This window comes from Pseudoalteromonas sp. S1609 (assembly GCF_005887255.1).
Classification (GTDB): domain Bacteria; phylum Pseudomonadota; class Gammaproteobacteria; order Enterobacterales; family Alteromonadaceae; genus Pseudoalteromonas.
Genome location: NZ_PNDJ01000079.1, coordinates 1 through 21,683, shown reverse-complemented (window position 1 = coordinate 21,683; position 21,683 = coordinate 1). Strand labels below are relative to the sequence as shown.

Sequence of the window (21,683 nt, the reverse complement as noted above, 5' to 3'; positions counted from 1 at the left end):
GTGCGATCTTTTAAGTAGTTACCGAATATGCACGGCATAAAGCTCCGCCTACAGTAAATTTAGAAGGTAACCATATCAGTAGGCGAAAGTTTACCTCGCGTATTTTAATCTGACATCTAAAGTCTAATTTCTTGTTTAAACACAGAGAAGTGAATGAGAGTAAATGAGAAAACAACGGGCTTCGAGTGACGAGCTGCGAGCTAGTGCTAAAACCTAGGAACATAAAGCTCGAAGCCCTTGGCCCGAAGCTCGCATCAAAATCTCAGGCATAAAAAAAGCCGCATAAAATGCGGCTTTGGGGGTTTAGTCTCACTTCACTTTGGGCGTGTCTCCAAAACTTAGTGAATACGTTACCAAGGAACTGTTTAAGATTAAATTGACTCTAGGGCAATTTTAACCATTTCGTTGAACGTGGTTTGACGCTCATCTGCAGGTGTTGCTTCGCCGGTGATCACGTGATCGCTTACGGTAAATAATGCCATTGCTTTTGCGCCATATTCTGCTGCTACGCCGTATAGGCCAGCTGTTTCCATATCAACAGCAAGTACACCTAGTTTGTCTAGGTCTTTGTAGAAAGTGTCGTCTGCTTGATAGAAAGTATCGGTAGTAAATACGTTACCTACTTTTGCATCAATGCCTAAATCTTTAGCCGCATTAACGCCGTTTAAAAGTAAATCAAAGTTAGCAATCGCTGCAAAGTCAGTACCACGAACGCGGGCACGGTTCACGTTAGAATCTGTGCTTGCACCTTGTGCAAAGATTACATCGCGAATTTTAATATCGCTGCCAATACCACCACAGGTACCAATACGGATAATATTTTTAACGCCAAAACTAACAATAAGCTCACGAGCATAAATTGACATTGAAGGAATGCCCATGCCAGAACCCATAATGCTCACTGGCTTACCTTTGTAAGTTCCAGTAAAGCCGTACATGTTACGTACGCCGGTTACTTGCACTGCATCATCTAAAAAGTTTTCAGCAATATATTGTGCGCGTAGCGGATCGCCTGGCATTAATACTGTTTCGGCAAAATCACCTACGTTTGCACTGATATGCGGAGTACTCATTGATTGTTTTCCTTTTGTTTGGCTAAAAGCCCTATTACTTTAAAAATATAGTAGCGTATTTTTAAATTACTTAACTGTATTTAGCTTATCGACAAAGCCATCACCATACTCTAACGCTTTTAGGTTAAACCATTGCGCAAGTGTTTGACCGATATCAGCAAAGCTATTGCGCTCACCCAGTGGCGTGTTGTTCATTCCTGGCTGATAAGCAATAACTGGCACATACTCACGAGTGTGCTCTGACCCTGGAAAGGTAGGGTCACAGCCATGATCGGCGGTGATCATTAATAAATCATCTGGCTTTAATTGCTCTAAAATAGTTGGTAAGTAATCATCAAACTCTTTTAGCGCTTTAGCATAGCCAACAGGATTTCTGCGATGGCCAAACTTTTCATCAAAATCAACTAAATTGGTAAAAATCAAACTATGATCCTGCGCAGTTGCCATCACTTCACTGGTTTTTTCTAGCAAGTTCATTAACCCTGGTGCTTTATGCTTTTGGGTAATGCCTTGGTGCGCATAAATATCTGAAATTTTACCAATACTAATTACTTCGCCACCGTCTTTTGCAAGTACATCAAGCAATGTTGGCGAAGGCGGTAATACTGAATAATCACGACGATTACCGGTTCTGGCAAAGTCTTGACTATTTGAACCCAAAAATGGCCGCGCAATCACTCGTCCTATATTCATTTCATCAAGCAGCGCCCGTGCGATTTCGCATACTTGATAAAGCTTCTCTAGGCCGAATGATTCTTCATGCGCGGCTATTTGAAACACACTGTCAGCTGAGGTGTAACAGATTGGTTTACCTGTTTTTACGTGCTCTTCACCTAGCTGCTCTAAAATGGTGGTTCCCGATGCATGGCAATTGCCTAAAATGCCCGGAATACCTGTACGAGCAATAAACTCGTCTACAAATTCTTGTGGGAAACTCGGTTGTGTTTTTGGGAAATATCCCCAATCAAATAACACCGGCACGCCAGCCATTTCCCAATGTCCCGATGGCGTATCTTTTCCGCTTGAAAGCTCTTTTGCATAACCCCATGCGCCTTGTGGCTCATTGCGATCAGCAATTAAACAGGGTTCTTTACCAGCGGCTTCACATGCATCTACTAACCCTAATTTTGAAAGGTTAGGAAGCGAAAGCTTGCTGCCAGTTTCGTCATAATATGCCTTGAGTAAATGTGCGAATGTATTAGCACCTACATCACCGAATTTATCTGCATCGGGTGCTGCGCCAATTCCTAAACTATCCGCCATTAAGATAATTGCTCTTGCCATTGTGACCTCACATCTGTTCTAGGTGGTTACTTTATCCGCTCTTCGATTTTTCCGTACAGGACATAAGTCCTGTTTCATAAAACCTAAACATTATAAATTTGCACTCTTAAGCGAAGCAAAAGAGATTAATCGTGTCTTTTTTGCTATTGTGATCTACCAACAATATATCCTTCTGTGTGGGTGAGAACTTTAGTGACACGAACTATTATAGCTATTGCAGGCGCATCGGCGTCCGGCAAATCTCTATTTAGCCAAACAATATACAATGAATTGGTGAATGAGCTTGAACCAGGCGCTATCGCCATTATTGAAGAAGATGCTTATTACAAGGATCAATCGCATTTGCCGATGGCACATCGTACGCAAACGAATTACGACCATCCTGATGCATTTGAACACGAATTAATGCTTGAGCATTTAACACAACTTCGTAATGGCCACTCAGTTGAAGTACCAACTTATGATTATGCCCAACATACACGCAGCGATAAAACACGCCGTGTGGCTTCGGCTAAAATACTCATTGTAGAAGGTATTTTATTACTGAGCGATAAAGCACTTAATAAAGAATTTGATATTAAGGTGTTTATAGATACACCGCTAGATATTTGTTTAATGCGCCGAATGCAGCGCGACATGGAACAAAGAGGCAGAACATTACAATCTGTTGTTGAGCAATATCAAGCAACTGTTAGACCGATGTTTTATCAATTTATTGAGCCTTCAAAGCATAACGCTGATTTAGTTGTGACTCGAGGCGGTATGAATCGCGTTGCGATTGATATTATAAAAAGTAAAATAAAATACATTTTACAAGAATAACAACGGGAAACGTTTGTATGACAACATTTATGAGCTTAGTAGGCATGATGGTGCTACTAGGCATTGCCTTTGCGGCTTCAACCAACCGCAAAGCAATTAGTTTAAGAACCGTTGGTATAGCGTTTGCTATGCAAGTCGTTATTGGCGGTTTTGTTCTGTTTTTTGAAGCAGGCAAAAATGTATTAACAAGCATGTCAGCAGCTGTTTCATCGGTTATTGGTTATGCAAATGACGGTATTGGGTTTTTATTTGGTCCGCTAGCGTCGCAAGATACGCTTGGTTTTATATTCGCAATTCAAGTATTGCCGGTTATTGTGTTTTTCTCAGCGCTTGTAGCTGTTTTATATCACCTTGGCATTATGGATTGGATAATTAGAATTTTAGGCGGTGGTTTACAAAAGCTTTTGAAAACCTCGCGTACAGAATCGCTTTCAGCAACGGCCAATATTTTTGTGGGCCAAACTGAAGCACCGCTAATAGTTAAGCCATTTATAGCAACAATGACTAAGTCTGAATTGTTTGCAGTAATGGTAGGTGGTTTAGCCACTGTAGCAGGCTCTGTAATGGCCGGTTACGTAATTATTGGTGTAGACCTTAAGTATTTAATTGCGGCAAGCTTTATGGCCGCGCCGGGTGGTTTTTTAATGGCAAAAATGATTGTGCCAGAAACAGAAACTCCTAAAGATAACTTAGCAGATTTAGATTTAAGTGATGATGATAAACCAGTTAATGTAATTGATGCAGCAGCATCAGGCGCAGCTAACGGCATGCATCTAGCACTTAACGTAGGTGCAATGCTACTTGCCTTCGTGGCGTTAATTGCTCTACTAAACGGTTTATTAGGTGGCGTTGGCGGGTGGTTCGATTACCCAACATTGACGCTTCAAGAAATATTAGGCTATTTATTTGCTCCTGTTGCATGGTTACTCGGTGTACCGTGGGATGAAGCAATTATAGCCGGCAGCTTTATTGGTCAAAAGATAGTAGTAAACGAGTTTGTTGCTTACTTAGACTTTATAAATTATCGCGATACGTTAAGTGCTCACACGCAAGCAATTGTTACTTTTGCATTGTGTGGATTTGCTAACTTATCATCGATAGCCATTTTACTAGGTGGATTAGGCGGTATGGCGCCTAGTCGGCGAAAGGATATCGCACGCTTAGGGCTCAGAGCAGTGTTAGCAGGATCTATGGCTAACCTTATGAGCGCAGCAATTGCTGGGTTTTTCCTCTCGCTAGCTTAGAAACTTAAAGAGATGATCCATCTGTTGCAAAACAATAGGATAGCGCTTTAAGGGGTTAAAGCACTATCTGACTTGAACGATACTTCACCAAGGGCCGCAAGGCCCTTTTATCGTTTTAGCACCTCTACTTTCTAAATCCTCAACAACTCGCCCCCAAAATCATGCTTTACTTAACCTTCATCCACGCACTCCTTAGCCATCATTGCACTTATACCAATCCGCAATAATACTTAATCATTTTGCGGGGCTAAACGTGTCGCTACCTGTGTTAAAAAATTCTCATTTAGAACAACTAAATAGCGAATTTTTTGCCTAGCTATCAACTCGTTTTTCCAGCCTCAAAATAGACCACTTAATTAAGCGAATTGGTATTACTAAAAAATATGAACAACTGTGTAGCTGCAGAAGCATTTAATTGTCAGCCCTTTACAAAAGGCGCTTGAGAGTGCGAAGTTAACAAGGATGAATGGCTGTGAAGAGGTAATATAGGCATTATTAAGCGGGAACTTTTTGAGCTTTTCTGTGCTTGGCCGATCTAAGCTTTAATTTTTTACATAACGGTTAATGTAAGGTTCATAGCCAGACTCTGCTTTAAGTTGCTTTAGAGCTTGATTAAAACGTTCTACGATCACAGGTGAAGCGGCTTTGTTAAAACCAATATGATTGCCTTTAAGTTCATCTACATGAATTTGTTCGAGCTTTACTAAATCATCTCTAGAGTAGCCAAACGGCTCAGTTTGATGGTCAATGGTAAAGTTAGATCCAATAATTAAATCGATACGTTTTTTAAAAAACAGTCGCATAAACGAGTCAGTGTCGCTAAATAGCAATAAGTTTTTATCAGCTACAAACCCAAGTCGGCGCACCAGCATTTCATAAATATCGCCACGCACTATGCCTAACGAATAGTTTTTAGCTTGGGTGATATCGTCCATCACAATATGTTCGCTGGTTTTTAATTTATAAAAATAGGTTTGATTTGACACCAAGGGTCCAACCCATTTAAAAAGAGGCTCTCGCTCTTGCGTTTTTGCCAAAGAAAAAATGGCTGACTGCGGGTTACTTTGCACTAAGTGGTAAGCACGCTTCCAAGGTAGCATTATAAACTCGCACTCTAGCGCTGCACGGGCACAGGTATCTTTTACTATGTCATGATTGATACCCACCAATTGGCCAGTGCCATCTTGAAAGTTATACGGAGGAAAACTTTCGGTATAAATAACCAGTTTAGGCTCAGCAGCCTGAATTTTTTGGCTAAATAACAGCACAAAAGCTAATAGTATAAATTTATAGATACACACCCCCTATGATTTAAGTAATAACTTTAACCTAGAAAACTCGTAGAGACTATTAATTTATAACGCTGTTTGTAATGTTAAAATAGCAGATGACGTAAATAGAAATAAAATGACGGGAATGTTAAAGCGGTGGTGGGATGTTCTTAAATTTTGGGCACAAAAAAAGCGCCTTAAGCGCTTTTTTTTCATTTTACTTAAAAAGTAAAATTATAGAGCTGTGATGTTATCAGCTTGAGGACCTTTTTGACCTTGTGAAAGAGTGAACTCTACACGTTGGCCTTCAGCTAAAGTTTTGAAACCTTCGCTTTTGATTGCTGAGAAATGTGCGAAAACGTCTGGACCGTTTTCTTGCTCGATGAAACCAAAACCTTTAGACTCGTTGAACCACTTAACTGTACCTGATACGATGTTAGACATAGTATTATTCCTGATATAAAAAATTAAATTGTGCCCTAATGGGCGGTGTAGCAAAAAATGAGATGGTACTTAAAAACTTCAGGACGGTACTACAAGTATTACTTATACAACAACGAAATGGAGATTTATAAATTATCATGCTTTCTTTCTAGCTGCGACCTACTATATAGAGTTACAGGGGTAAGTCAACCCTTTATGTGATTTAATTAATAAAATAACCTTCGTAACTCACTTTAAATGTTAAGCACTTGTTTAAGCAGCTTAAAATTCAAATTCTAACGCCATTCTAAAGCTATGATTCTTCTCTGACTGGCTGATTTCAGTAATAAAACCGGCTTCCCACTTTAATTGTTTTTGTCCATCAAAGCGATGCAAGCCTATAAAACCAGGGCCAATACCCACAAAGTCTTCACCAAGATACACCTCAACCGCGGGCTGAAAAGCAGACAAGTATCGGTAGCGATACTGCGCTCTAAACTCGCTTTCCCATTCGTTTTCTATATCTTGCCCCCATTCGTATACTAAAAAAGCATTCATGGTGAGGCTTGCACGACCAAACTCTTTTTCAATTACAAAGCCGGTGGTTGCTTCGTATGCGTCGGCGTCATGCTGTTTTTCAAATTCAAATAATGCCCCCCAATCGGCCCATAACCGGCCTTGCTCTATTAGTTGCCATCTAAGCTCCAATTCATACGCTTGCAAGCCAAAGTCACCGTTATCATCGCGCTCACCCACGATGTAGCCTTCCAATGCCATGGTGTCGTTTATTGCGCCGCCTAAGCCAACGCGCTGCGCTAAAATATTACCACTATCAGTTTGATGCGACACAAGCCGCCATTCTAGCTCGCGCTCAAACGGCAACACATACGGATGATAAACTTTATCTACTACTATGCCATCAGCATAAGCCAGCTTAGGTATTAATAAACAAAAACCAATTAATACAGTGGCTGCAAATAGGTTTATTGCTTTCATGGTTTTTCCTTAGTGATTAATTTAGGAATAAAATAACAAACAGATAAAAATAACACGCTGCTCAACGCATAGCTTAAAACACTGGTTAAATTAGGCGTAGCCTCATAACCAATCAGAGCGCGCAATACTCGTCCAAACTCTGAGTTTTCGGTTAAAATGGCACGTAAATCCCATACGGTTACCGTTGTTGCTATCAAATCAATTTGGCTCGCCAAATCTAGCGCCACAACTAGTTTTGCCGCACTATTTAATGCTAACAATACCAATAAAGGGGTAAGTCCAAAACGCTGTTTGATTGCACTCAATAAAAAATACAACAACACGCTAAAGCTGCTGCATATTCCCAAACCTAAAAAAGTGCCAATAAATAAACTTTGTGCCGCTTCGTTGTTTTGCCAAAAGCCAATCAGGTAAATAATGTAGTGACTTAAATAAAGTGTCATTACGCTGATAATCGCAATCATAAAAGCAGCTGTTGCCTGTTTAATGGCGTAGTACAGTGCACTAATAAAAATTAAAATACACAAACCAATTTGGGCATATTCTAAACCCTGATAGTCAAACAAGGGGCTAATTAACGGCGCACTTTTTACAAACAAAAATGAAAGCCCGATCCCTAAAATAAGCCCTCCCAGCAATTTCATTAAACTTTGCTTGGCTACAACTTGCAGTAAAATAAGTAAAATGGCCACCGGCAGTAACTGGTTTAGACTCATCACTAGGCTAGTTATTAGCATTAGAACGCTCCTTTTCAGTCACTATGACAGCACCACGCGCCGTATTGGGCGAGAACTCGCCAAAAAATTCATAACGCCCAGGGATTAACGGCCCGATATAAATAACGCTTTTGCGCTTAGGGTAAAGTACTTTCTCTCGATTGAGATCGAAACTGTCGAACTCTTCAGGCGTACTATCTTGATTTTCGATTAACAAGCGTACCTTTTTATTGGCCGGTACGACGATTTCTGCGGGGTAAAACAAATGATCTTTAAGTACAATAAGATAGTCTTTACTGGCGGCGTTAAATGATAAAAATACACAACAATATAAGTAAGGCCTAATAAGTCGTTTAATCACATTTAGCTCCTGCAAAAACTACCTGTACTTTTAAGCCACCCAAATCACTATCCGTTAAGTGAATTTCAGCGCGATAAATAGCAATAATATGCTGCACTATTGCCATGCCCAAACCCGCACCTTGTTCACCCGAAGGGTGTTGGTCACCGCCAACACGATAAAAACGGTTAAATATCAGTTGTTTTTGATCGTCCGTCATACCTGGGCCACTGTCTTCTATTTGCCAAATACGCTGCTTGTGCATCTGCTTTAGCGTTATTTTTATTTGTCCATTGGCTGGTGCGTACTTTATGGCATTGCTAAGTAGGTTTGAAATCAACGTCACCAAGGTAAATTCATCACCGTTAATGATAAAGTCATCTCCCTCAAGACTAATAGTGTGGTTTTTAGCCTCTATTTTTTCATACAACTGGCTAACACCTTCTTGCGTGATCGCTAATAATGATTGCTCCTTAAACTGTTTTTGCCACTGCTCTGGCTGAGTACGCCCTAGTATTAGCATTTGCTCTACTATATTGGACAGTCGATTAATACCTTGAGTCATGGCTTGTAATTCTTGGTTATCGCCTTGTTGAGCAGCCAAATTATGCACATTAATTTTTAAACTGCTCAGGGGAGTACGTAATTCATGTGCCGCATCAGAGGCAAAAAAACGCTCTCGTAAATAGGCGGTTTCTACGCGTTTAAATAAATCGTTTAAGCGGCTGATCACCGGTTTTATCTCTTCATCAGTCACTTGCCAATTGATCGCTGTGAAATCATTTGCTTGGCGCAGAGCTAACTGTTTTGATAAACGGGTTAATGGTGCCAGGGCATATTTAACAAAAAAGCTAATAAATAGCGCAAGCAAAGGAACCGCCCAAAGCATAGGTAACATGGCTGATAAAATCACCGCCTCGGCAAGTTCAAACCGCTTAGCAATCGGCTCGGCAACAACCACGGTGCGTAAAGAAGTGACAAATACGAATACCCGCATTCGCTGCCCTGCAATATTAAGCGTTTGAAAACCCGCTTGATACTGGCTCAAATCAAGATTTAATTCGTCAGAGCCACTAAGGAGCTCACCAGCTTGCCAAATTTGATACTGTAACTGGGCGCTTTTTTGCATTTTTGGCGCCATGGCGTTTATAGATAAAGGCTGTTGCATCAACACTCCAGCGACTACTTTTAGCTCACTATCAAGTAGTTGCTCACCATGGCTCATACTTTTTTGGTAGCCTTTGACTAAAGCTAAAAAGCACGTTAACACCATCATTGATAGTAAAATAAGAGTTAAACGCTTACGAATTGACATAAAGTATGGTTACCTTTGTAAATTCAAGTTTGTGCAATCTAGGGGCGTTTTAATCACGTGAACTATCTCTTTCCCACGACATAACCAATACCACGGAGAGTTTTAATAAAATCGCTGGGGAATTTTTTTCGTAGGTGATGAATATGCACTTCAATGGTGTTAGAGCCAACCTCTTCACCCCATTGGTACAGTTTGTTTTCTAACTGCTGTTTAGATTGCACGCGACCTTGGTTTTCCAATAGTGCCTTTAGCAGCATGTATTCTTTTCGTGGCAGAGAAAGCGGTTCATTGGCTAAAGTGACCGTGTGTGCAGACGTATCCATGGTCACTTCACCACAGTGTAATAAACTTGACTGAGTTTGATTTACTCGTCGGCTCGCTACGCGCAAACGAGCAAATAATTCGGCTGGTTCAAATGGCTTAGCTAAATAATCATCAGCGCCCATATCAAGCCCTTGCACCTTGTCATCTATGCTACTTCGTGCAGTTAGTATAACCACCGGAATCACTTTTTTTTGCGCTTTTATGTGCTTTAGAATTTGTGAACCATCACCATCGGGTAAACCTAGGTCAAGTATAACCAACTCTATTTCACCACTGCCTAAGCATTGCAATGCATGCTTAACCGTTGCGCTATGCTCTACACTGTAGCCTTCTTGGCGCAATGAGCGGCAAAGCCCTTGCGCCACAAGATGATCATCTTCAACTAATAATAAATGCATTGTTTATTTTGTTATCTCTTTAGTTTTTTATCTACTTTAGCTAATAAAGAGCTAATTGCTTGTTGACGATATTTATCAGCTTTAGCACGAGTATCACGAATACCTGCTGCTTGCGCAACTAACAAATGGGCTTTAGCTTGCTCATATTCACGTTCGTCATATAAAAACTCACCATACAAGTAGTTAGTATCAATGCCTTTTTTGTTAAAAGCGAGCGCTTGCTTAAAAAACTTGTCAGCGGTGTCATCATCACCAAAACCAATAGGCCACCCCGGTACTTTACTGTATAAGGTTGCTAGGCTGGCATACGCTGAGCCACCTAAAGCACTGTCGTCTATTTTAAGGGCTTGCTCTAATGACGCTTTTGCATCTTTAGCATAGCCCAGCGCCCCTAACCCACCCTTTGCGCCAGCAAAACTGGCCAGTACAATGCCGTTCCACGTATAGCTATTTGCTGAATCAGGGTAGCTTTCAATAAATTGAGCACTTTGCTCACTTAGTTGAGTAAAGGCTTTGATTTGTGCATCATCTTTAAGCTCATAATTAGCGACCGCCCACTGCTGTTGAATAGCGAGTAAATCGCTTTGTTCGTCTGCAAATACCGGCGATGAAAACACACTAACAATGCTTAAATAAGCTACTAAAGTAAATTTTTTCATAATAAATCCTCTATTAACCTAAAAACTGTTTTATTTTAGGGAGCTGTTTAGCAATTGCGTTATCCACAATACGTGGAAAAACGCCATTGATACGTGCAAAAAGTTTCTCAGGAAAACCAATAAATCGTCTGGTTTTATTTGAGTTTAATAACGCAACTAACTCATCAGCTACCAACTGCGGGGAGTCCATTTGATTACCAAGCGCCTTATTCATTGCTCGTATTTGTGCATCATTAATATCTGTATCGGTTGCTCTTGGTGCTAAATAACTAACTTTAACGGGTGTGTCTGAAAGCTCTCGTGATAGCGCTTCGCTAAAACCACGTAAACCGAACTTACTAGCACAGTAAAGTGTTTGATACGGGTAACCTATGCTGCCAAATGACGACCCAACATTAACTATGGAGCCTTTATTCGCATGCAATTGCGCTAAAAACAGCTGACATAATTTTATAGGGACGGCTAAGTTAGTGCTCAGTAGATTATCAATTTGCTCACTACTCGATGCACTTAAGCTTTGCATTACATTAATGCCTGCATTGTTTATGAGTAACTTAGCGCCCCCTAATTTTTTGGCTTTAATGGCGAGTGCCAACATGTTTTCGGCAATCGTTAAGTCCCCCACAAAAACTATACTACCGGGGCATTGGCTACTTAGCGTATTGAGGGCATCACTATTTCGCCCCACCAAGAGTAGTTGCCAACCTTGGCCGTGTAGTGTTTTGGCAATGGCTTGACCAATTCCCCCTGTGGCTCCTGTTAACACACATAAGCCGGTATTCATGCGTGTTGCCCTTGCGCTGATACTTTAAAGAACGGCTCGTCATCTAAAGCGCGGAAAATATCACCGTACAAACGATAAAAACATTTTGCGCCATGTAAAATAGCTTGCTGATCGGCCTCATTAGTAATTTTGTTCATCAAGTTTTCAAAAAACTTTACGTGCTCTATATCAAGCGCACCATGAGAGGTTAAATAGCTAAATGCTTTTTTAGGTAAACCAACTGCATCAGCAATATTTGAAGCTGCGCCATCAGCAAGCGCAATTGAGGTCCCCTCTAATACGTGCACCATGCCAAAAAAGCTAAGCGGATTTTTACGTGCAATACTATCGTAGGCATACGACACCATCATTTCAGTGGCGAATTGTGGCTGACTATAGCGCACACTTTCTTTATCAAACCCACAGGCTGCAATATCGTTTAGCACCCACTCTTGATGACCAATTTCTTCTTCAATATATTCAACTACCGCTTCTCGTAACCATTCTTGCTCGTCAGACAAACGTGCGCCAAGTGACATCATTAAAGGAACGGTGTGTTTTACATGATGGTAGGCTTGCGCTAAAAATGACGCATACTCTTCAAGTGATGCTTGGCCTTTAAAAACGCGCTGTATAATTGGCGCAGCTAATAAGTACTCACGCTCGTTTTGAGTTTGTGCTTTTAATGTGTTAAAAAAATCACTCATGGATCACTTCTCCAAGTCGGTAAAACTGTTCAAAAATAGGGCTGTAGTGCTGGCTAATTGCCGCTCGTTTAGGGCGATTATTAGCGGTTAATAACCCTTGCTGAACACTTAAAGGCTGAGCTAACCGATGCCACTTTTTAACTTGTGCATAATCGGGTAACTGTTGATTTATAAATTTCATATGCTCACTGAGTTGTTGCTCACTCAACTCAGGGATTGCATAAATAATCGCGGTTAAAAAAGGTTTGCCTTCACCAAAAACAACGGCTTGTATAATCGCGCTTTGGCTCAATATTAATGACTCAGGCCATTCAGCACTCACATTACGGCCCATGCTGGTAATAATCAGGTTTTTAAGTCGCCCTTTTATGAAGAGCTTATTGCCATGCTGGGTCACTAAATCGCCTGTTGCATACCAGTTATTTGGGTTATGCGGCGCTTGATTTAAATACCCTAAAAATAGCTCACCCTTTATGTACAACTGGCCTTTTTCGATTTTGGTTTGTATGTGCGGTAGTACAGTCCCGGCACTCTTTAAATCATCATTTTTGGGCGTATTTAAACTTACAACGGATGCCGCCTCTGATAATCCATACCCCTGATAAACAGGTAAATTAAGATCTCTGGCGGTGGCAATTAAAGTATCACTCACGAGCGCTCCGCCAACTGCAATAAACTGTAATGACTTTGGCGGCTGCCAACCTTGTTTTGCAAACGCAATTAAACACGTTAATAACTCAGGCACTAAAATAAGGGTGTTAGGTTTTACACTATCGATTGCGCTAATGAGTTTGTTAGGGTTTTTTAACCCTGAGCCAACAAAACCTAATTCGTTTAATGGCATTAAATGTACACAACCGCCACTTAACAAAGGCGCATAAATACCTGCAATATTTTCAAGCAATACAGGTAGTGGCAGTAAACATAAGTGAGTTGGTTTACTTATATTTATTTGCTCACATAATGACTGAGCCACCTGCATCTGGCTTTGTGTTGATAAGCACACCCCTTTTGGCTCGCCAGTAGAACCGGAAGTAAATGTGATTTTTTGAGTGCCCTCAAAGTAATTAATCGGTTCATTAAGCTTGAGCTGATAAATATACAAGGTGTAATGTTCAAACAAAGTAATAGACAATGTATGGGCCCCCAAAGAAAGCCTTGGCATATCACTTATAAACAGCTGTGCGCCACACTGTGCCAGTACATATTGCGTTTGTTGTTGACTAAAAAAATGGGCAATTGGTATTGCTACTTTATTAGCAACATTTGTCGCAGCATCGAGCACCAACCAAGCGGGAGTATTATCAAGTTGAAATGCAATTGCGTTAGCATCTGAGTTTGCAAAAATTTCCGCTACTTTATTAATTTCTTGAAGCACTTCAGTACCTGTTAACTGCTGTGTTTGATTCGCAAAATGCGCAACTACCGCCGGCTGAGTAGCTAAATCACTTAAGCTATTTAACATACTCATACCGCCTCCAGCGCATTGATTAATGCCGTAATGCCATGTGTATTTTGTTGTTTAATATCAAGTAGCATTGGCGTATTAAGTACTTGTAGATGTGCTTGCTCTAAATTAACAATGCATACTGTAGGCTGGTTCGCGTAGTAACTTCCCCAGCTTTTTGGTTGCTCAACAACACTGCTGTTAGCTAATGCAATTTCATTACACGTTACCCCTAATAAACGCAATAAAGCGCGTACATGTTTGGTGGCACAAAAAACCAAATTAGTAGCACCAATAGCTCTTAAAGCTTCATTAACAATAATAAAATGCGATAACGTGGCTTTTCTGTGTGTTGAATAGAGATTACCTAACTCAAACACTTTACTGCGCTGTGTGCCCATTGGTAAAAACTGCTCAATGGGCGCTGCTAAATATTGTTCAATAAATAAAGGAGAAGTGGCGTTTCTAAGCCCTAAAGTGCAATGCCCTTGCTGAGTTTTATACTGACAGAGTAATGGCATAAATGAAGTTAGGCTGGCATTATACGCAGCTAAAAAGCCTTGTTTTACTGTATCTTCAAGGCGCTGACGGTGTTCATCACATTCTCTGGCGCTCACAAACTGTGTGAACGACTGAAAAAGTGTTGATGATGACTGTTGTTGAGCTAGTTGCATAAAAGCATCGCCTGTATTAAATCTATAGGTAGAATTTAATAGGCGAAACTTAAATAAAACTTAAGGTAAGTTAATTTTTTAAAAATTGGCTATCACGGTTTTATTACGGCCCGTTTCCTTCGCGTGATAGAGCGCTTTGTCAGCGCATTTATATACTTGATCGATATCATCGCTATGCTGTGGCCAAGTAGCGATACCAATAGATACATTTATATAGCCTACTTTTGCCATTGATGTGGTGGCTACTTGGTTACGTAAACGCTCAGCGATAACAAACGCACTATCATTATTTTCGTTAGGTAATACCAGTAAAAACTCTTCTCCACCAGTGCGTGACACAATATCATGCTTGCGCGATAACGATTGTATAATACGAGTAAGGGTTTTTAGTACTTCATCACCCGTATCATGGCCAAATGTATCATTAACCTGTTTAAAGAAGTCGATATCAATTTCAAGCACTGCAAACGGGATCTGCTTATCCATCAAATTTTCAAGCAATATGTTTAAACCCCGCCGGTTATGCGCGCCGGTTAGCGGATCGGTAAGTGCATCTTGACGTAATTGTCCCATTTGCGATTGCAAAACATGAATCCCTTCTAACATCGCGTGTTTAAGCTGGTTACTTTCGAAGTACCAAGACTTAATACTTTTAAGATGATCTACGTTTTTCTTATCGGTCGATAAATTAGCGCTATCGGCTAACAGTCTTAATGGCTTAGCAATATAGTGAGCTAGCATAGCAATTAATAAAAAAGTAATGATTACTATGGGCAACATTCGCTTAAGCACCTGCCCTTGAAAAGTATCAAGCGTAGCAAGGGTTGCCGCTTCACTTCGCTGGGCAACAATCCCCCAATTAGCAAGTCCTACGTGGGAAAACCCGGCCAGCATAGCCACTCCTTGGCTATTTATAACTCGAGTGAATCCATCTTCACCTTGCAAAACTCGCTCTATAACTGGGTTATTAAATACTTGCTTGCCAATGCGCTTAGAATCAGGGTGATAAAGTAAGGTTTTATTATCAGCGACCACATAAAAGTACGCCCCGCCATCGTAACTATGTTGTTTTAACAAAGCATTTAAAATACTCTGCTGCTCTAAATAGAAGCTACCGCCAATATAACCATAATAATTCCCTGCCAGATCAAACAGAGGATAGGAGACAACAATAATTAAATTATTAGCCAGCGAAATATAAGGCAGACTAACCTGCGGCTGCTGCGATTTAAGAGCCTGCTTAGAATGGACTGAATTAACCGTTTTATTAATAATATTTAAAGACACAGGTGAGGCTGCTTTAACAACACCTTGCATGTTAATTGCCACCGAATTAAAGCTATGCGCCTGATTTAAAAGCCGGTCGGTTTCAGCTTGGAGTAACTCAGTGTTGGTAATATCTTCAGCAATAATACTGGCTGAAAACTCAAGTTGCTGCATTGCTGCTGTTAAAAAGTGCTCAGTTGCTGAGGCTAACTTACTGGCAAATACATGATTACTTTGCAGGGTATCTTCTATTACCCGTTCTTTTTGGACTTGATAACTAATATATAAACCACTAAACAAAATAGCAGCTGCAGCGGGCATAGCTAACAAAAGAATTAATTGCCTAAGTTTAAAAGTAAATGGTAATCGAAAACGCAACTTAATATCATCCTAAGCAAATAAAAACGACTGCTATGCACTGCATACATCATTAATATAATACATAAATAGAACTAAGTGACCTAATTTTTGTGATTTTAAGGATGATTAAATCATACGATTTATATTTGCTGGGTTTTGCAGTTAAGCTCAATAATAGTTAAGCTGCATGCACTTTATTTTTATTTAGCCTTGAGGTGTGTGTTGCTAAATAAGTACTTGTTATCGTCTTCTCTTTTTTTAATCGGATGTTTCATGCCAATAAAATCTTCTTTTGCCGATTCTGCGCTGTCACTTAAGCAGCAACTAGGGCAAAAGCTTATGCTCGATTTACGCTATTTTTGTCAGCAAGGCAGTAGCCAACGCTGCAGAACGCCATTAACTGAATTGCCCGACACTCTTGCAAAAGCAATTAGCCGTTATGATATTGGCGGGGTGATTTTGTTTTCTGAAAATACCCAAAACATAGAACAAATTATTAACCTTAATCAGCAGCTACAACAAGCTGCATCTAAATCTAAGTCAGGCCTACCACTGTTTATTTCTATTGACCAAGAAGGCGGACGCGTAGCTCGTTTACCTCGCGATGTGGCCACCTCATTTACCGGTAATATGTCAATTGGCGCAACTTACCCTGAGCACGGTACTTATTTCGCAACCCAAACGGCAAATATACTGGCCACTGAACTCTCAGTGCTTGGCATTAATGTAAATTATGCGCCAACGGTTGATGTAAATATGAACCCTGACAATCCAGTTATTAATGTACGCTCTTTTAGTGAAAGCCCTGATGAAGTTGCGGCAATGGGTGCAGCACAAGTTATTGAGTTTGAAAAAAACGGTATAATTAGCGCTATAAAACACTTTCCAGGACATGGCGATACCAATGTAGATAGCCATACAGGCTTACCTAAAGTGATGCATTCAAAAGAAGTCATTTACGCTCAAGATTTAGCGCCGTTTAAACAGATTATTGAGCAGCATAGTCCTGGGATGATAATGACCGCGCATATTCAATACCCTGAGCTTGATAGCAGTACATTAACCAATGTAGACGGTAAGCAAATGATTAAACCCGCGACCATGTCGCGTAAAATCATGACCGATATCCTTCGCGATGAACTGAACTATCAAGGCGTAGTGGTAACCGATGCACTGGATATGGCTGGTATTAGCCATTTTTTCAGCCCTACACAAGCAGTTGTAAACACTTTTGCAGCTGGAGTTGATATTGCGCTAATGCCAATAGAAATTAGAACGCCTGAGGATATAAATAAACTCGATGCGCTCATTGACTCTTTAGTCAGTGCTGTTAAAACAAAGCAACTAGACGCAGACGAAATTGCCCATTCGACGCAGCGAATTACCTCACTTAAACATCAATTTAAATTAAACGCTTTACCTAACCCCATTAATGCATTGGCAAATGCCAAACACATTATTGGTAATAAAGCACATCGTGAATTAGAAGCATATCTGGCATTAGCGGCAATTACCCAAATAAGAAATAACAATAATACTTTGCCGCTTAAACTTGGCGCTGATAAGCATATTCATATTATTATGCCTGACACCCGCAAGTGCAAGGCAATGCAACAAGCAATTAGTGCGTTAAGTTCACAACCACTCAGTTTTAGTTGCAGCAGCTTACAGGGCTTTGATCCAGGTGAAGCGCGGCGCAACATAAACCAAGCAAGTATTGTTATTGCTGGCAATGCAACGCCGAACCAAAGTGCAGTGGAAATTGGCGGTATGGATGACTTAGCCGATAACCCAAACTTTGCCTTAAATAACGCAGAGCAACCTAAAGCGCTTGAGTCATTACTAAAAATGGCTAAACAACACACTCCCACGGTATTTATTAGTTTACGTGCACCGTATGACATTGCGCAATTTGGTCACTATGCTGATGCAGTGCTTGCTTCCTATGCTTATAATATTGATGTGGATAAAAACGAGCTGGTGTCTGGGCCTGCCTTTACTGCACTGGCGAAAGTATTATTAGGCCAAGCCCCAGCCAAAGGCCAATTACCGGTAACAATTAAACAATCGAAGAGCCATTAATATGAAACTTAATTGTGATTTAGGCGAGAGCTTTGGCGCATGGCAAATGGGCCTTGATAACGACGTTATGCCCCATATTGATATGGCAAATATTGCTTGTGGCTTTCATGCTGGTGATGCGAGTGTAATGGCGCATACCCTAAAGCTAGCTAAACAACATAATGTTATGATTGGCGCTCATCCAAGCTACCCCGATAAACAAGGATTTGGTAGGCGTTCAATGAGCATGAGCGTGGCTGAGCTCACTCAATGTTTGCACTATCAAATAGCCGCCCTTGATGGCATGGCAAAAGTACAAGGGCTAACCCTTAGCTATGTAAAACCCCATGGTGCGTTATATAACGACATGATGACAAACCAGCAACTACTCACCACTGTTATGGGTGCAGTTGCCAGTTACCCTGCAAACTTAAAGTTAATGATACTCGCCACAGCCGATGCCAAGCTACATCAAACAATGGCTCGCCACCTTGGGCTCACACTGATATTAGAAGCGTTCGCAGACAGGCAGTACACTGACCAAGGGCACTTAGTATCACGAAATATAGCCGGCAGTGTGCATAACAAAGACGCATTATTAGCTCAGGTTAAGCAGCTTTTAGCCAGTAACAGTGTGACTACTCAATCTGGAAAATCGTTGAAACTGGTTGCTGACAGCATTTGTGTGCATGGCGATAATCCCCAAGGCATTGCAATTATTGAAGAGATAAAAGCGCTTTGTTCAACCAATAACTAAAGCCGTACACAGATTAAGCTGTAAACCCCCTTTACAGCTTTTGCTTTCTTTTACCACCTGCATTCATTGGTAGTTTTAAATGCGAGCTTCGTCGCATCTGACTATAAATTATCCCTCCACTACCCTATAAATAGATTAGTGATTTAAAACAGGGATAAACAATGAAAACGCTTTTAGCTATGAGCCTTATACTAGGTAGCAGCCACTTGGCCGTTGCCAATACCGATACATTGCAACTTCAAGATATATTCAACTTAGAATATGCCAACCAAATAGATATTACTGACGACGGTAAAACAGTGTATTTTGTCCGCAACCGCATGGATATTAAAACCGATCGCAAAGTCGGTAATATTTGGTCTGTTGATTACAACACTGAACAACTACAGCCCTTAACATCAGGTGTATTTATGGACTACTCGCCTGTGTTGTCACCCGATGGACAGCACCTTGCGTTTATCTCTAACAGAGATGGCAGTAATCAAATATACATGAAGTGGCTTAAAACGGGTGCTGTGGCAAAAATTAGTAATCTTACTAATGCACCTAGCTCAATCACCTGGTCACCTAATTCTAAACAACTGGTGTTTAGTATGTTTGTTCCTGAAATAAGCTCACCACCAGTCAGTTTACCAGGTAAACCTAAAGGCGCTAGCTGGGCAGACCCTGCTAAATTTATTGACGATGTTTACTACCGTGCAGATGGCAGAGGCTATAGTCAAAAAGGATTTAATCAGCTATTTACTCTTAATGCGAATGGCGGCAATGCACAACAACTCACTAACGATAACTTTGATTATAATGGCGGTGTAAGCTTTAGTAAAAACGGCGAATTACTTTATTTCTCAGCCAATAGACACGCTGAAAATGCACTCAAGCCAACCAATAGTGAAGTGTACCAGCTTAATTTAAACACGTTAGAGATCATCGCACTGACCGACCGTAATGGACCAGATCAACAACCTCAGGTCTCACCTAACGGTCAGTACCTTGCTTATACTGGCTACGATGACAAGCGCACTAACTATGAAAATACTCAGCTTTATATTCGTGATTTAAAAACCGGTGATACCCAAAGTCTGACTAGCGATTTCGATCGCAGCGTTGGCCAAATACAATGGAGCGCAAATTCAAAAGGCCTCTATTTTAGCTATGCCGATGAAGGCCAAACCGCACTCGCTTATCAACCTCGAAGTGGTAAACGTAAGGTGATTACCGAACAAATAGGTAGCGTGGCGTTTGGCCGCCCTTATTCTGGTGGTGATTTTAATATTAGTGAAAATGGTGACATTGCGTTTACACTGGCTGATACCCAGCGCCCTGCTGATGTAGCTACAATAAAGAGAGGTACAGTAAAGCGTTTAACCGATTTAAACTCAGATGCACTACAAACTAAACAGCTCGCCAAGATTGAAGAGTTATGGTTAAAATCAAGCCATGATGAGTTACCAATACAAGGCTGGGTTGCTTACCCGCCGGGTTTTGATAAATCAAAAAAATACCCACTGGTGCTTGAAATTCACGGTGGCCCTGTTGCTAACTATGGCCCTCACTTTAGTGCCGAAGTACAACTATTTGCCGCTAAAGGAAATGTCGTTTTATACATGAATCCGCGAGGCAGTGACTCGTACGGTAAAGAGTTTGCACAAACCATTCACCATAATTATCCAAGCAATGATTACGATGATTTAATGACAGGTGTTGACGCGCTAATTGATAAAGGTTTTATTGATGAGTCTAAGCTGTTCGTTACCGGTGGCTCCGGCGGTGGTGTATTAACCGCATGGATTGTAGGCCATACAGATCGCTTTGCTGCAGCTGTTGTTGCTAAGCCTGTGATTAATTGGATCAGCTTTGTACTAACTGCCGACTTCTATCCATTTTTTGCCGATTATTGGTTTCCGGGCAAACCTTGGGACCATATTGAGCATTACATGAAGCGCTCACCAATCAGTTATGTTGGCAATGTTAAAACCCCAACCATGTTACTGACTGGTGAAGCAGACTACCGTACGCCAATTTCAGAAACAGAGCAGTTTTATCAAGCCTTAAAATTACAAGGGGTTGATACCGCGATGGTCCGCATTCCAAACGCTTCACATGGTATAACTGCCCGTCCATCAAATTTAATGACCAAAGTGGCTTACATTCAATGGTGGTTTGATAAGCATTCGAAGTAAAACGTAGAGTTATGAGTGACGAGCTATATAAGCTCGTTGCTCGAAGCTCACAGCTCACAGCTCACAGCTCACAAGTGTAAACCCCCTTTACAGCAATAATGTGAGTAATCCCTTACATACTTAAGCTAAATATCGGACTTAGCTTCAAATTGAGTTGGTAAAAATTCGGTTTATACTAACTCAGCTCCTCTGAGTTAGTAAAAATTCGGTTTGAGTCACTGTTTATAAGCCCTCAGTTAGTAAAAAAATGTTTTATAAGCAGCAACAGTTAGTAAAAAATCGGTTTATTACCTTCCAAACCCCGGTTAAAAATCTTTAAATTAAGCGTTTAAGTGACCAAATTAAGGATTAGAAAGGCAAATCGACCCTTTATAATGAAGATAATGGCTGTTTTTAACCTGGTTAGTTAAAACCTGATCTGCTTTTTAAGTAGCTAGTTAAATCGTGATCTGCTTTTAGTAGCTTAGGGTCTGTTGACCTTTGCGGATTAAAATTTGTTCAAACTAGGGGCGGTTTAATCGCGGCGCGAGGTTTGTAACCTAGTGGGCTAAGTAAAAACCGAGCAAAGCTTCCGCGTCCTGCTCACGCCCCTTACCTACATCC

Annotated in this window: 20 protein-coding genes; 5 read left to right on the top strand and 15 right to left on the bottom strand. The window is 40.8% G+C overall.

All coding sequences use genetic code 11. The features are described 5' to 3' along the window. Positions 1-371: 371 nt before the first annotated feature. Both deoD and CWB76_RS17255 read right to left on the bottom strand, forming a co-directional pair. On the bottom strand, positions 372-1,073 hold the full coding sequence (gene deoD, locus CWB76_RS17260) for a purine-nucleoside phosphorylase (RefSeq protein ID WP_008110728.1): 702 nt from the start codon (positions 1,071-1,073) through the stop codon (positions 372-374). A 66-nt stretch (positions 1,074-1,139) separates the two neighbouring features. After that, positions 1,140-2,357 (bottom strand): phosphopentomutase, encoded by a 1,218-nt coding sequence (locus tag CWB76_RS17255; protein WP_138609256.1) that lies wholly within the window; start codon positions 2,355-2,357, stop codon positions 1,140-1,142. A 192-nt stretch (positions 2,358-2,549) separates the two neighbouring features. Between CWB76_RS17255 and udk the strand changes: the two genes are divergently transcribed. Together udk and CWB76_RS17245 are read left to right on the top strand one after the other, a co-directional pair. Beyond that, a complete protein-coding gene (gene udk / locus CWB76_RS17250; RefSeq protein ID WP_008110733.1) occupies positions 2,550-3,179 on the top strand; it encodes a uridine kinase in 630 nt (209 codons plus the stop codon). 17 nt (positions 3,180-3,196) lie between these two features. After that, positions 3,197-4,423, top strand: a complete 1,227-nt coding sequence (locus CWB76_RS17245; protein WP_138609254.1) for a NupC/NupG family nucleoside CNT transporter — start codon at positions 3,197-3,199, stop codon at positions 4,421-4,423. Positions 4,424-4,965: 542 nt separating this feature from the next. Here the strand turns inward: CWB76_RS17245 and CWB76_RS17240 are convergent. The 13 genes from CWB76_RS17240 to CWB76_RS17180 all read right to left on the bottom strand — a co-directional run bounded on the left by CWB76_RS17240 (position 4,966) and on the right by CWB76_RS17180 (position 16,043). After that, on the bottom strand, positions 4,966-5,691 hold the full coding sequence (locus CWB76_RS17240; protein WP_249363190.1) for a substrate-binding periplasmic protein: 726 nt from the start codon (positions 5,689-5,691) through the stop codon (positions 4,966-4,968). Between the two features lie 237 nt (positions 5,692-5,928). Next, the gene (locus CWB76_RS17235; protein ID WP_008467029.1) at positions 5,929-6,138 is read right to left on the bottom strand and encodes a cold-shock protein; all 210 of its coding nucleotides are present in this window, start codon (positions 6,136-6,138) and stop codon (positions 5,929-5,931) included. Positions 6,139-6,399: 261 nt separating this feature from the next. Then, positions 6,400-7,113, bottom strand: coding sequence for a hypothetical protein (locus CWB76_RS17230; protein ID WP_138609250.1), 714 nt, complete (start codon positions 7,111-7,113; stop codon positions 6,400-6,402). Continuing rightward, entirely contained in the window at positions 7,110-7,850 is a 741-nt protein-coding gene (locus tag CWB76_RS17225; RefSeq protein ID WP_138609249.1) for an FTR1 family protein, read from the bottom strand. The genes CWB76_RS17230 and CWB76_RS17225 overlap by 4 nt, the downstream gene beginning before the upstream one ends. Further along, positions 7,837-8,190 carry a cupredoxin domain-containing protein gene (locus tag CWB76_RS17220; protein WP_010388691.1) on the bottom strand — a complete coding sequence of 118 codons (354 nt, stop codon included), beginning with the start codon at positions 8,188-8,190 and terminating at the stop codon, positions 7,837-7,839. The genes CWB76_RS17225 and CWB76_RS17220 overlap by 14 nt, the downstream gene beginning before the upstream one ends. Beyond that, positions 8,183-9,484, bottom strand: coding sequence for an ATP-binding protein (locus CWB76_RS17215; RefSeq protein WP_138609247.1), 1,302 nt, complete (start codon positions 9,482-9,484; stop codon positions 8,183-8,185). Before CWB76_RS17215 ends, CWB76_RS17220 begins: the two co-directional genes overlap by 8 nt. Positions 9,485-9,546: 62 nt before the next feature. Continuing rightward, positions 9,547-10,206, bottom strand: coding sequence for a response regulator (locus tag CWB76_RS17210; RefSeq protein WP_138609245.1), 660 nt, complete (start codon positions 10,204-10,206; stop codon positions 9,547-9,549). Positions 10,207-10,217: 11 nt separating this feature from the next. After that, entirely contained in the window at positions 10,218-10,865 is a 648-nt protein-coding gene (locus tag CWB76_RS17205) for a tetratricopeptide repeat protein (protein WP_055011599.1), read from the bottom strand. A 13-nt stretch (positions 10,866-10,878) separates the two neighbouring features. Further along, entirely contained in the window at positions 10,879-11,649 is a 771-nt protein-coding gene (locus tag CWB76_RS17200) for an SDR family oxidoreductase (RefSeq protein ID WP_138609243.1), read from the bottom strand. Then, positions 11,646-12,335, bottom strand: coding sequence for an iron-containing redox enzyme family protein (locus CWB76_RS17195; RefSeq protein ID WP_138609241.1), 690 nt, complete (start codon positions 12,333-12,335; stop codon positions 11,646-11,648). The genes CWB76_RS17200 and CWB76_RS17195 overlap by 4 nt, the downstream gene beginning before the upstream one ends. Further along, positions 12,328-13,806 (bottom strand): AMP-binding protein, encoded by a 1,479-nt coding sequence (locus CWB76_RS17190; protein ID WP_138609239.1) that lies wholly within the window; start codon positions 13,804-13,806, stop codon positions 12,328-12,330. The genes CWB76_RS17195 and CWB76_RS17190 overlap by 8 nt, the downstream gene beginning before the upstream one ends. Further along, complete coding sequence (locus CWB76_RS17185; RefSeq protein ID WP_016899999.1) at positions 13,803-14,456, bottom strand: thermostable hemolysin; 654 nt, start codon at positions 14,454-14,456, stop codon at positions 13,803-13,805. Before CWB76_RS17185 ends, CWB76_RS17190 begins: the two co-directional genes overlap by 4 nt. Before the next feature lie 78 nt (positions 14,457-14,534). Beyond that, entirely contained in the window at positions 14,535-16,043 is a 1,509-nt protein-coding gene (locus tag CWB76_RS17180) for a sensor domain-containing diguanylate cyclase (RefSeq protein ID WP_502704769.1), read from the bottom strand. A 312-nt stretch (positions 16,044-16,355) separates the two neighbouring features. Here CWB76_RS17180 and CWB76_RS17175 point away from each other — a divergent pair, with 312 nt between their 5' ends. The 3 genes from CWB76_RS17175 (at position 16,356) to CWB76_RS17165 (ending at position 21,080) form a co-directional block, all read left to right on the top strand. Continuing rightward, positions 16,356-18,164, top strand: coding sequence for a glycoside hydrolase family 3 protein (locus tag CWB76_RS17175; protein WP_138609236.1), 1,809 nt, complete (start codon positions 16,356-16,358; stop codon positions 18,162-18,164). 1 nt (position 18,165) lies between these two features. After that, positions 18,166-18,900 (top strand): 5-oxoprolinase subunit PxpA, encoded by a 735-nt coding sequence (locus tag CWB76_RS17170; protein WP_138609234.1) that lies wholly within the window; start codon positions 18,166-18,168, stop codon positions 18,898-18,900. 161 nt (positions 18,901-19,061) lie between these two features. Further along, the gene (locus CWB76_RS17165; protein ID WP_138609232.1) at positions 19,062-21,080 is read left to right on the top strand and encodes a S9 family peptidase; all 2,019 of its coding nucleotides are present in this window, start codon (positions 19,062-19,064) and stop codon (positions 21,078-21,080) included. The last annotated feature ends 603 nt before the right edge of the window (positions 21,081-21,683 follow it).